This is a genomic window from Vibrio sp. 10N.286.49.E11, assembly GCF_041469505.1.
GTDB lineage: Bacteria > Pseudomonadota > Gammaproteobacteria > Enterobacterales > Vibrionaceae > Vibrio > Vibrio crassostreae_C.
This window is the reverse complement of sequence record NZ_JBFRKQ010000033.1, coordinates 108,145-120,417: the sequence shown is the minus strand read 5'-3', so window position 1 is coordinate 120,417 and position 12,273 is coordinate 108,145. Positions and strand designations below refer to the sequence as shown.

Below are 12,273 nucleotides of genomic sequence, written 5' to 3'. Positions count from 1 at the left end.
TATAGGGAATATACGAGCGCACGACTCATAATCGTTCGGTCCCCAGTTCAAATCTGGGAGGGGCCACCAAATTAGAAAAGCCAGAACAGTTCACGCTGCTCTGGCTTTTTGCTTTTCTGATTCAGTACCAATCACCCCCTGCACTTCCGAACCAAAAACGAATCGTCCCGCACACAATTCCAATTGCCTCTCTGTGACTAAACATACTTTTCTTTTATAAAAAAATCGGCAATATGAGAGTACATAAATCGCTCAATAGTTCAGGGAAGACTCATGAAAGACGAAACACTCTCGATTCACTTCGGTTACGACACTGATCCAACAACCAAATCGGTTGCCACTCCAATCTACCAAACCGTCGCGTACGAATTCGATGACGCACAACACGGCGCCGACCTCTTCAACCTTGCGGTGCCAGGCAATATCTACACTCGCATAATGAACCCAACCAATGATGTGTTAGAAAAACGCATGGCCGCCTTAGAAGGAGGTATCGCAGGCTTAGTGGTAAGTGCGGGCAGTGCTGCGATCAACTATGCGATTCAGACGTTGGCGCAAATCGGTGACAACATTGTTTCAACACCTCAGCTTTACGGTGGTACTTACACCCTATTTGCTCATATGCTGCCAAACCAAGGGATCGAAGTTCGTTTTGCTAAAGACGATAAACCAGAAAGCTTAGCGGCACTGATTGACGAAAAAACCAAGGCGGTTTACTGCGAAAGTATCGGTAACCCAGCAGGTAATATTATCGACTTAGAGCGTGTTGCTGAACTTGCTCACGCACAAGGTGTACCTGTGATTGTTGATAACACGGTGGCGACGCCTGTACTGTGTAAACCTATCGATTTTGGTGCTGACATCGTGGTGCACTCACTAACTAAATACGTGGGTGGTCACGGTACAACGTTAGGTGGCGTGATTGTCGACTCAGGTAAATTCCCATGGGCACAGCACAAGGACCGCTTCCCTGTGTTTAATCAGCCAGAGCCTTCTTATCATGGCGTGGTTTATACCGAGGCCTTTGGTGAGGCTGCGTTTATTGGTCGTGCTAGAACGGTTCCCCTACGTAATACAGGTGCAGCACTGTCACCAATGAATGCTTTCATGTTGATGCAAGGTTTGGAGACGTTGTCGCTACGCATGGAGCGACACACAGAGAATGCCTTGAAAGTAGCGGAATACCTCAAGCAACACGAGAAAGTCAGTTGGGTAAGTTACGCTGGCCTGCCTGATTCAGAATTCTATCCACTCGCTGAAAAGTACATGCAAGGTAAGCCATCGGCCATTTTATCTTTTGGCTTGAAAGATGGTTATGAAGCCGGTGTTCGTTTCTATGATGCGCTGCAAATCTTCAAGCGCTTGGTGAACATTGGTGATGCAAAATCTCTCGCTTGTCACCCTGCTTCTACAACACACCGTCAATTAAGCGAAGCGGAACAAAAGCAAGCAGGTGTGTCACCAGAGATGATTCGTCTCTCAGTAGGTATCGAGCACATTGACGATATCTTGGCTGACCTAGAGCAAGCACTTAATGCTTAACGCTTAACGCCGTTAAAGCTAGATCTAACGCTGATCGTTAGCTAACAGGCACAAAAAAGCCCATCACAGGATGGGCTTCTTATTATCTAATGTTCTTAGATAGGCTAACGATTACTCAACCGTTACCGCTTTCGCAAGGTTACGAGGTTGGTCAACATCGGTACCCTTGATTAGCGCCACGTGGTAAGACAACAGCTGCATCGGTACTGTGTAGTAGATAGGTGCTGTTACTTCACTTACGTGAGGCATCTTGATGATCTTCATGTTCTCATCGCTTTCAAAGCCTGCATCTTCATCTGCGAATACGTAAAGTAGACCGCCACGAGCACGTACTTCTTCAACGTTTGATTTCAGCTTCTCTAGCAAGTCGTTGCTTGGTGCAATAACGACGACTGGCATATCTGCATCGATAAGAGCCAAAGGACCGTGCTTAAGCTCACCAGCCGCGTATGCTTCTGCGTGGATGTAAGAGATCTCTTTCAGTTTCAGAGACGCTTCCATCGCGATTGGGTAGAACTCACCACGACCCAAGAATAGTGTGTGGTGCTTATCAGCAAAATCAGGTGCCAGTGCTTCAATTTCTTTATCGAACGCTAATGCTTTCTCGATATCAGCAGGCAGTTGGTGAAGTGCTTGAACGATTTCCGCTTCTTTTTCTTCATTGATACGACCTTGTAGACGACCAATTGACGTTACCATCATCAGCATCGCTGCTAGTTGAGTTGTGAAAGCTTTAGTAGAAGCAACACCGATCTCTGTTCCTGCGCGAGTCATGAAGGCAAAATCAGATTCACGAACCAGTGAAGAACCCGCAACGTTACAGATAGTCATTGCAGACATATAACCCTTCTCTTTTGCAAGACGAAGTGCAGCAAGCGTATCCGCCGTTTCACCAGATTGAGACAGAGTCACCAATAGGCTGTTCGGACGAACAACGAAATCACGGTAACGGAATTCAGAAGCAATCTCTACGTCACAGCTTACGCCAGCTAGAGATTCAAACCAGTAACGCGCTGCCATGCCTGAGTTGTAAGACGTACCACATGCGATGATCTGCACGTGTTCAACCTTGCTTAGGATCTCTTCAGCTTTAACGCCGATCGCGTTAGTGATAACCGAAGTGTCAGAGATACGGCCTTCCATTGTATTGATCAGCGCTGTTGGCTGCTCGAAGATCTCTTTCTGCATGAAGTGGCGGTATTGACCTTTGTCACCTGCGTCGTGTTCAGCGTTTGACTCAACGATTTCACGCTCAACACGCTCACCCGCTACATCAAATACCGTAACATCACGACGAGTTACCTCAGCAACATCACCTTCTTCTAGGTACATGAAGCGACGAGTTACGCTCAGTAGCGCCAGTTGATCAGAAGCAAGGAAGTTCTCGCCGACACCAAAACCGATAACGATCGGGCTACCAGAACGAGCTACAACGATACGGCTAGGATCTTTACGATCAACCGCAACCGTGCCGTACGCACCGTCTAATTGTTTTGCTGTTTTCTGTAGCGCTTCAACCAAAGAAGCTGAAGTGCGAAGTTCCCACTCAACTAAGTGAGCAATAACTTCTGTATCCGTTTGTGAAGTAAATACGTAACCACGCTCTTGCAGCATAGCGCGCAGTGCTTCGTGGTTTTCGATAATGCCATTGTGTACAACGGCAATATCACCAGACATGTGTGGGTGTGCGTTCGCTTCAGACGGCTCACCGTGTGTCGCCCAACGTGTATGAGCGATACCTGTACCACCAATCACTTGTTGCTCTTCTACTGCGTCAGCTAGCTCTTGTACTTTACCTAGGCGGCGTACACGAGTTAGGTTAGATTCAGTATCGACTACAGCGACACCAGCTGAATCGTAGCCACGGTATTCTAGACGACGAAGGCCTTCTACTAAAATTTCAGCTACATCACGCTGTGCTACTGCACCAACAATTCCACACATAGTTTCACTCCATCAATTTTGTTTTATTCCTATTGGCAGCAAGCAAAGGCCAAATCTTCATTAAGATCAATTATAGGAAGGTAAATGCATAATACTTAAATTTGTTTTTACGCTGGATCGGTCAGGATCACTCGAACATCATGTGATTCGATACTTGCTTTGGATTCTTCGCCTAAGTCTGTATCGGTAATTAAGATGTCAATGTGTTCCCATGCCAGCTCTAAGTTCGGGATCTTTCGTCCCACCTTTTCCGACTCAACCATCACGATCACTTCTCGTGACACTTCAGCCATTACTTTGCTCAGGCCAACCAGTTCGTTAAACGTGGTTGTGCCTCTATCGAGGTCGATACCATCAGCCCCAATAAATAGTTGGTCAAAATCGTAAGCACGAAGTACCGACTCTGCAACTTTGCCTTGGAAAGAGTCCGAATGGGTATCCCAAGTGCCGCCAGTCATTAATAACGTTGGCTCGCTTTCAAGCTCATTAAGCGCATTAGCAACGTGCAATGAGTTGGTCATAACAACCAAGCCACGCTTAGCATTAAGCTGCTGAATTAGAGCACCGGTCGTACTGCCACTATCGATCACGATGCGGTTATGGTCGCGAATTAAATCTGCAGCGGCTTTTGCCAATGAAATCTTTCGAGTCGAAACTTGTTGACCCAGTTCTTCGTTGACAACCTCTTTCGGTAACGAAATCGCACCACCATAACGGCGTAAAAGCTGACCGTTTTTCTCTAAAGACGCCAAGTCCTTTCTAATAGTGACTTCTGAGGTTTCGAACTTAGCGGATAATTCATCAACACTAACCTCCCCTTTTTCATTCACTAGGTTAGAAATTGCATGTCTTCTGAGCTGGGTGTTTCGTTTCGACATTTAAAAAAGGCCATTAAGTTTCGATATGAAACATATTATAGTTACAACGAAACTATTTAGTCCATTTATTTTGATCCAAAAAATTAATAAATAGCGATAAAACCTTGTCCTAAGACAATTGTTAAGCAGTGATATTGAACTCATTAGGTGGTAGAATCCGCACCCGAAAAGAAAAAAAATTACAAAACTGACTGTTATTTTTTTGCAACTTACCCCCTATATAGTGGGGTAAGTCACAGAAAACCGATATTGAATCAAAATCTTTTAGTCATAAAATGACTAAAATTGATGAAAGACTTACAACTCTGAAGGACATATTGGAAGTCCCGCGCTTTTACACAACAGGCACAAAATGTTGATGTAGCGGACCAATCTTCAGAACTTAAATAAATTTCAAATTGTAACAATACTTACCGGAGAGTACCTTCCATGAAAAAGACCAAAATCGTATGTACGATTGGCCCTAAAACTGAATCTGTAGAGAAGCTAACTGAACTAGTAGATGCTGGCATGAACGTTATGCGTCTTAACTTCTCTCACGGTGATTTCGCAGAGCACGGCACTCGTATCGCGAACTTCCGTAAAGTAATGGAAAACAAAGGTGAGCAACTTGCTATCCTTCTAGATACTAAAGGTCCAGAAATCCGTACTATCAAACTTGAAGATGGTAACGACGTAGATCTAGTAGCTGGTCAAGAGTTCACTTTCACAACTGACGCAACAGTTGTTGGTAACAAAGACGTAGTAGCAGTAACTTACCTAGGTTTCGCTAAAGACCTAACAGCAGGTAACACTATCCTTGTTGATGACGGCCTAATCGAAATGGAAGTTATCGCAACAACAGAAACTGAAGTTAAGTGTAAAGTTCTTAACAACGGTGCTCTAGGCGAAAACAAAGGTGTTAACCTTCCTGGCGTTTCTGTTCAACTTCCTGCTCTTTCTGAGAAAGACAAAGCTGACCTTAAGTTTGGTTGTGAGCAAGGCGTAGATTTCGTTGCTGCTTCTTTCATCCGTAAAGAAGAAGACGTTAAAGAAATCCGTGAGCTTCTAAACGCTAACGGCGGCGAGAACATCCACATCATTTCTAAGATTGAAAACCAAGAAGGTGTAGATAACTTCGATTCAATCCTTGAAGCTTCTGACGGCATCATGGTTGCTCGTGGTGACCTAGGTGTTGAAATCCCAGCTGAAGAAGTAATCTTCGCTCAGAAGATGATGATCGAGAAGTGTAACCGTGCACGTAAGATGGTTATCACTGCAACTCAAATGCTTGACTCTATGATCAGCAACCCACGTCCAACTCGTGCTGAAGCGGGTGACGTTGCGAACGCAATCATGGATGGTACTGATGCAGTAATGCTTTCTGGTGAAACTGCTAAAGGTAAGTACCCAGTTGAAGCTGTTACTATCATGGCTCAAATCGCGAACCGTACTGATTCAGCTCTTAAAGCTGAGCTAGGTTCTCGTCTAGACAGCCCACGTCTACGCATCACTGAAGCAGTATGTAAAGGCGCCGTAGACACAGCAGAGAAGCTAGCTGCTCCTCTAATCGTTGTTGCAACTGAAGGCGGTAAATCTGCACGTTCAGTACGTAAGTACTTCCCAACTGCAAACATCCTAGCTCTAACAACTAACGAAAAGACAGCTGCACAGCTAGTTCTTACTAAAGGTGTTAAGCCAGTTCTTGTTGACTCTATCGAGAACACAGACGCGTTCTACATCAACGGTAAAGAAATCGCTCTACAATCTGGCCTAGGTAACAAAGGCGACATCGTAGTTATGGTTTCTGGTGCTCTAGTAGCTTCTGGTACTACAAACACGGCATCTGTTCACGTTCTATAAGAATGAACCGATTCGCATAAAATATAAAAGAGGGCTTCGGCCCTCTTTTTTTATGAAACAAAATCTTGCCTAACTTTTCAGTACGCTGTATTATCAATCACAATAGAACTACGTACTGTTAACCTCCAACTGACTCTTTCTAAGAGACGGATTAGCAGACTAGAAATCATATATAGATGAGGTTTGTAATGTCTAGTCCTACGCTCACTGACAAAGTATCAAAGATGATTCGCCAAGATATTCTTAATGGTGAGTTAACCCCAGGCCAAAAGCTTGTTGTTGCTGATCTAAAAGCACGCTACAACGTTGGCGCATCCCCTATTCGCGAAGCCTTGGTACAGTTATCTTGGAGCAAATACGTAAAGCTAGAGCCACAAAAAGGCTGCTGGGTATCTCCTGTATCAAAGAAAGAACTGAATGACCTATACGAAAGCCTTCGTGTTGTATCATCGGTTCTGCTTAAAAAAGCGATTGCAGCAGGTGATGAGAGCTGGGAACTGGATGTACTAACGTCTTACCATAAACTATCGCGAGTACAGTACGTATCTGAAGAGTTTGACTGTGTAGAATGGGAAGAGCGCCACCAGCAATTCCATGTCGCACTGCTTGAAGGTGCAGATTCAGAGAACATGTTTAAGTTCTTTGATGACCTAATTAACCAAGTGAAACGTTACCGCTTCCTCGCTATGTCTGCAGAAAGCGCATCAGATGATCTGTTCAATATTGATGAACACGAAATGATCATGAAACTAGTACTCTCTAAGAATGTAGAACAAGCGACTGAACTGCTTGATCAACACCTGCTAGGTTCAATGAAACGAATTGAAGAAGTTATCGAAGCGGCATAACGCTAAAGTAGCTTCTAACCAAATAAAAACGGAGCCCAATGGCTCCGTTTTTTGTTTCCAGTATTACGACTGAACTACCACCCAAAAAACTCTTTGTGATGAGTATTGAGTAGCACAACCATAGGTAAAAAATACAAAGCACTCAATTGAAAGCCAAGAATGGCTAATGTGCCTATGGTTAACCTCACTAAAAAATCGACAAACATACCACGCCTCTTTTAACCAGACTGTATGATCCCCAAACTCTTGCTCCAGCTAACCTAATTCTACTGCTGCCTTTCAAACCATTGAAAAGGCTAGCTAATCAGTTGAATTAAGTTAACGGTGTCATCCTTTTACATCTGGTAAACACTCTATTTATTACACCGTTAAGCACGATGTAATCTGAAGCAAGGTAGTTTACTTATTGTTCATTTTAGCTCAAATTTCCACCAGCATTAGACTTTAGTCTAACTGTATAGATTTTGTGACATAGGTCGCTCAAAAGTGAGATTCCTATAAAAAGGGGGAGAGATAAAGTGAGTCGGGGCCAGCTTGAAGAGGTGAAGCAAAGAGAAGACAGGACTAGATAGAAGCGAACCTAAGCGACATCATCGTAGCTAGGACACATAGAGACCGTATTACGACCAGACGATTTAGATTCGTAAAGCGCAACATCGGCACACTTGTATGAGCGAGTACTGTTACTTGTTAAATCAGTAAAGCCAACACTCACCGTTACCTTAGTTCCGGCTGCCAGTTCAATCTCTATTCGCAAGCGATCCAATACGCGCTTTGCTTCTGGCAGAGACGTGTGTGGCATCAAGAGTGCAAACTCTTCTCCTCCGACACGTGCAACAAAGTCCGTCCCACGAAGGCTATCTTGCAGAAGTTTAGCAACACCAGCGATCACACGGTCACCTTCGTCGTGGCCAAGCTCATCATTGATTCGCTTGAAGTTATCGATGTCCACCAAGGCTAAGCAGGTGGTCGCTTCGATCGGGTAACGCTCAACTAAGCGAGAATAGTAGGCCAGCTGCTCTTCGAATTTTCGTCGGTTCCAGAGATTACTCAAAGAGTCACGTTCACTTAAAATCCTCAAACGTACCTCAAGCTCCTTCCTTACGGAAATATCAACCAACGAGGTGATGTAATAACTGACTTTGCCTGAATTGTTTTTGACCGCATGCACTCGCATGATCGCAGTAAAAGGAATACGCAGCTTGTTCTTACACTGAACCTCCCCTTCCCATACTTCTTCTTGCTCTAAATGACTCCAAATAGCCGAGCTTGAGAGCACTTGGTCGGTATTCTCAAGCAGCAACTGCAATGCATTTTGACCGATCACCTGTTTTTTGCAGTACCCAGTCATGTTCTCAAATTCGTTGTTGATCATCATTGTGCGGTGCTGCTTGTCAGAGATCATCACTGCCGACATACCATTCAATGCGGCTCGTGCCAATTTACTCTCTAGGCTTCGGCGTCGGCAGTGCGTCACCAGGTAAGCAAACGGGAAAGCGAATATCAGCACCGTAATCAGAACAATGATCTCTTCATGGGCCAAATCATCTAGATCACGCTCAGCCCGATCCATCAGTTGCTTTTGATTAAGTTGAATCAGTAAATGGACCTTTTGACTGTTCGCGAGCATAACCGTGTTAAAGGCAAACAAATTACCATCTTCAAAAACGTATCCCACCTGATCATTGGAGATCGTATCCCACGTCTTCGGCGCGATATTTTTCAGGTTATAGCCTTTTCTTTCAGGAATAGAGTCTCCGAACAACTTACCGCTGTTGTTACTCGCGATGAAGTAACCCGCGTCATTGAGAACTTCTGCTCTAAGATCGTTATCTGGTGAAAAGCTCAGACGCGACGATAAGCCCCATACATCAAGATTGATGACGAGGTAGCCTACTCTTTCGTCAGGGGTTTCTACTGGGGTAAAGACACGGATTACCGGCGAATAAGGGAAGGTGACTTCACCATGCTCAGTTTCAAGCTCAATACCCCAACCGCCAATCTGTTCGGCTTCTAGTTTTTGAGCGTCTTGGAAGTAGTTAGAATCCGACCTATCTTGCAGCTGTTGAGGAAACGTCACTCTACCGGTATCAGAGGAATAGTTAACACGCACCAATTCTTTGCCAGTGACATCTAACAGATGGATTTGTGTATACCACTTCTGGTTCACGAGAACAGATTGCCAGACCTCTTCAAGTAGATGTTTGGTTTGGTCTGAGGGAGAGGAAGCAAAGTTAACCAAGCTCTGGCTATGACTGAGTAGCTCCATGACCGAGACTAACTGAGTCTTGAGAAGATCATAATCTCGCTTGGCATACACTAACTGATGAACGGCTTGCTTAGCTGAGTAGTCAAAGCTCTGCTGTTTTACTTCTTTGTAGCGCTGCAAATAATACAGACATACTGCAGAAGACAATATGATAGAGATAATCAGCAATGTAATTATTGATTTTTTATTTCGCATTGCTAACTCAGATGAATGGAAGTGCAGCGCGGGATTATAGCACTCTAAAAAATTAACAAAATAAAAGCCGCTTAAAAAAGCGGCTTTAAATTTATTTTTTAAAGACTTATCGTCTAGGCTTTCAACGCACGTTCGCCTCGTGCGATGCCAACAACACCACTTCGAGCTACTTCAAGCACTTCCGTCACTTCAGACAGCGCCTGAATGAAGGCATCCAGTTTCTCGCTAGTACCCGCCATTTGAACCGTATATTGAGAAGCCGTAACATCAACGATCTGACCACGGAAGATATCCGCTGTGCGCTTCACTTCCGCACGAGCAAAGCCGCTCGCACGTACTTTTACCATCAACAGCTCACGTTCAATGTGTTCAAGTTCAGACACTTCTTGTACTTTAAGTACGTCGATTAGCTTATGCAGTTGTTTCTGAATCTGCTCAAGCTGCATTTCGCTCGAGTTAGTAGTGACGTTCAAACGAGACAGCGTCGGATCATCGGTTGGAGATACGTTCAAAGACTCGATGTTGTAGCCACGCTGAGAAAACAAGCCAACCACACGAGAAAGCGCACCAGGTTGGTTTTCCATTAGTAGTGAAATAATGTGTCTCATATTATGTTCTCTCCGTTTTGCTTAGCCACATGTTATCCATACCCTCGCCTTTGATCTGCATTGGGTATACGTGCTCGGTGTCATCCACACTAATATCGACAAATACCAAACGGTCTTTCATCGCCAGTGCTTTTTCCAAACCTGATTCCAATTCATCCGGAGATGAAATGCGCATACCAACGTGGCCATAAGCCTCAGCGATAGCAGCAAAATCAGGAACAGAGTCCATATATGAGTTAGAGTAACGGCCTTGATAAACAATGTCTTGCCACTGTTTTACCATGCCTAGGAAACGGTTGTTAAGGTTAATAATCTTAACCGGGATATTGTATTGCAGCGCAGTCGACAGCTCTTGGATATTCATTTGAATACTGCCGTCACCGGTTACCACAACCACCTCTTCATCTGGCTTAGCAAACTTAACGCCCATACCAGCAGGCAGGCCAAAGCCCATCGTGCCTAGACCACCAGAGTTAATCCAACGACGTGGCTTGTTAAACGGGTAGTATAAAGCAGCAAACATTTGGTGTTGACCTACATCAGAAGCAACATAAGCATCGCCATTGGTTACTTTATGCAATGTTTCAATAACTTGTTGAGGTTTAATGCGCTCAGACGATTTCTCGTAAGCTAGGCAGTCACGCTCTTGCCACTGCTTAATTTCACTCCACCAGCTTTCCATCGCTTGCGCATCGTTACTTCCACCTTGCTCAACGAGCAAGTTCACCATGCTCTCTAGAACCTTTTCAGCAGAACCTACAATCGGTAGATCCACTTTTACGTTCTTAGAGATCGAAGATGGGTCGATATCAATGTGCATGATCTTCGCATCAGGGCAGTACTTATCTAGGTTATTAGTCGTTCGATCATCGAAACGTACGCCAATACCAAAGATCAAATCCGCATTGTGCATCGCCATATTGGCTTCATATAAACCATGCATGCCTAACATACCCAAAGAGTTCTTATGGGTGCCAGGGAAAGCGCCAAGCCCCATTAGGGTGCTTACCACAGGTAAATTCAGTGCCTCTGCTAATTTTAACAGCGGCTTATCTGCCTCAGAAATAACCGCACCACCACCGACATAAAGTACCGGCTTCTTCGCTTCAAGAAGGGCTTTTAGCGCCTTTTTGATCTGACCTTTATGACCCGTAACCGTTGGGTTATACGAACGCATTTTGAGCGTTTCTGGGTATTCATAAGGAAGCTTGATTTGTGGGTTTAAGATATCTTTCGGCAGATCAATAACCACAGGACCGGGACGTCCTGTCGTTGAAATATAGAATGCTTTTTTAACGACTTCAGGGATATCTTCCGCTTTCTTAACTAAGAAGCTGTGTTTAACGATCGGGCGTGATACACCCACAATGTCACACTCTTGGAAGGCGTCGTTACCAATAAGGTTATTTGGTACGTTACCAGAAATAACAATCATTGGGATTGAGTCCATGTAGGCTGTTGCAATGCCAGTAACGGTATTGGTCGCACCTGGACCAGAACACACAAGTACTACGCCCGGTTTGCCGGTAGAACGAGTATAGCCATCTGCCATGTGGGTAGCGGCTTGTTCGTGTCGCACTAATACGTGTTTAATTTCAGCAGTTTTAGCATGCAACGCATCGTAGATATCAAGTACAGAACCACCTGGGTAACCAAAGATTTGTTCTACACCCTCTTCAATTAGAGACTGCACCACCATCTCAGCGCCGGATAACATTTCAGCGCCGGATGACATGGCTGTTTCAGGTTTTGTTGTCATATTGCTCTCCTCACCAGTTTCCAATCATATTTGGTGAACATGTTGGGCTGGTTTTTTCATAGTCTAGGGCTTATTCGTAGCCTAATTCGAAATACTTCCACTTTTTCGGCTATGGCTGTCTGTCGTGATAACAACAAACAGTAATAAGAAACAACTTTAACGCTTTATTATCATCTGGTCTAACACCTGTTATTCGGCAACTGTGCCAAAAAACCAACTATTAGCTCAAAGCATTAAATAAAACCCAACCCAGACCCCCACACTAGGCTTAAACACTAGTTAACGAACAAAAAAAAGCACTTAATATTTCAATAGATCACTATTTATCGATAAACAGCGAGTCTGCTGGTGTGCGCTTTCGCACATTGTGCTGTGTCATTAGATACAA

Annotated in this window: 8 protein-coding genes; 3 read left to right on the top strand and 5 right to left on the bottom strand. The window is 44.4% G+C overall.

Features of this window, described 5'->3' with window-relative positions:
- Positions 1-273 precede the first annotated feature (273 nt).
- Positions 274-1,542, top strand: coding sequence for an O-acetylhomoserine aminocarboxypropyltransferase/cysteine synthase family protein (locus AB4167_RS06995; protein ID WP_136982223.1), 1,269 nt, complete (start codon positions 274-276; stop codon positions 1,540-1,542).
- A gap of 111 nt (positions 1,543-1,653) precedes the next feature.
- Here AB4167_RS06995 and glmS read toward each other — a convergent pair whose 3' ends face one another.
- Both glmS and AB4167_RS06985 read right to left on the bottom strand, forming a co-directional pair.
- Positions 1,654-3,486 carry a glutamine--fructose-6-phosphate transaminase (isomerizing) gene (gene glmS, locus AB4167_RS06990; protein WP_017061405.1) on the bottom strand — a complete coding sequence of 611 codons (1,833 nt, stop codon included), beginning with the start codon at positions 3,484-3,486 and terminating at the stop codon, positions 1,654-1,656.
- A 107-nt stretch (positions 3,487-3,593) separates the two neighbouring features.
- On the bottom strand, positions 3,594-4,364 hold the full coding sequence (locus tag AB4167_RS06985; protein ID WP_017061404.1) for a DeoR/GlpR family DNA-binding transcription regulator: 771 nt from the start codon (positions 4,362-4,364) through the stop codon (positions 3,594-3,596).
- Positions 4,365-4,793: 429 nt separating this feature from the next.
- Between AB4167_RS06985 and pykF the strand changes: the two genes are divergently transcribed.
- A complete protein-coding gene (gene pykF / locus AB4167_RS06980) occupies positions 4,794-6,206 on the top strand; it encodes a pyruvate kinase PykF (protein ID WP_017061403.1) in 1,413 nt (470 codons plus the stop codon).
- 176 nt (positions 6,207-6,382) lie between these two features.
- The gene (locus AB4167_RS06975) at positions 6,383-7,054 is read left to right on the top strand and encodes a GntR family transcriptional regulator (RefSeq protein ID WP_080582236.1); all 672 of its coding nucleotides are present in this window, start codon (positions 6,383-6,385) and stop codon (positions 7,052-7,054) included.
- A 580-nt stretch (positions 7,055-7,634) separates the two neighbouring features.
- Here AB4167_RS06975 and AB4167_RS06970 read toward each other — a convergent pair.
- From AB4167_RS06970 to AB4167_RS06960, 3 genes are all read right to left on the bottom strand, one after another.
- Complete coding sequence (locus AB4167_RS06970) at positions 7,635-9,518, bottom strand: diguanylate cyclase (RefSeq protein ID WP_372136348.1); 1,884 nt, start codon at positions 9,516-9,518, stop codon at positions 7,635-7,637.
- 113 nt (positions 9,519-9,631) lie between these two features.
- Positions 9,632-10,126 carry an acetolactate synthase small subunit gene (gene ilvN, locus AB4167_RS06965; RefSeq protein WP_008219984.1) on the bottom strand — a complete coding sequence of 165 codons (495 nt, stop codon included), beginning with the start codon at positions 10,124-10,126 and terminating at the stop codon, positions 9,632-9,634.
- 1 nt (position 10,127) lies between these two features.
- On the bottom strand, positions 10,128-11,885 hold the full coding sequence (locus AB4167_RS06960) for an acetolactate synthase 3 large subunit (protein WP_372136347.1): 1,758 nt from the start codon (positions 11,883-11,885) through the stop codon (positions 10,128-10,130).
- Positions 11,886-12,273 lie beyond the last annotated feature (388 nt).

Bases quoted from the DNA above. Each gene is read 5' to 3' on its own strand.
- AB4167_RS06985 (WP_017061404.1), bottom strand. From the start codon at position 4,364: ATGTCGAAACGAAACACCCAGCTCAGAAGACATGCAATTTCTAACCTA.
- pykF (WP_017061403.1), top strand. From the start codon at position 4,794: ATGAAAAAGACCAAAATCGTATGTACGATTGGCCCTAAAACTGAATCT.
- glmS (WP_017061405.1), bottom strand. From the start codon at position 3,486: ATGTGTGGAATTGTTGGTGCAGTAGCACAGCGTGATGTAGCTGAAATT.
- AB4167_RS06960 (WP_372136347.1), bottom strand. From the start codon at position 11,885: ATGACAACAAAACCTGAAACAGCCATGTCATCCGGCGCTGAAATGTTA.
- ilvN (WP_008219984.1), bottom strand. From the start codon at position 10,126: ATGAGACACATTATTTCACTACTAATGGAAAACCAACCTGGTGCGCTT.
- AB4167_RS06975 (WP_080582236.1), top strand. From the start codon at position 6,383: ATGAGGTTTGTAATGTCTAGTCCTACGCTCACTGACAAAGTATCAAAG.
- AB4167_RS06995 (WP_136982223.1), top strand. From the start codon at position 274: ATGAAAGACGAAACACTCTCGATTCACTTCGGTTACGACACTGATCCA.
- AB4167_RS06970 (WP_372136348.1), bottom strand. From the start codon at position 9,518: ATGCGAAATAAAAAATCAATAATTACATTGCTGATTATCTCTATCATA.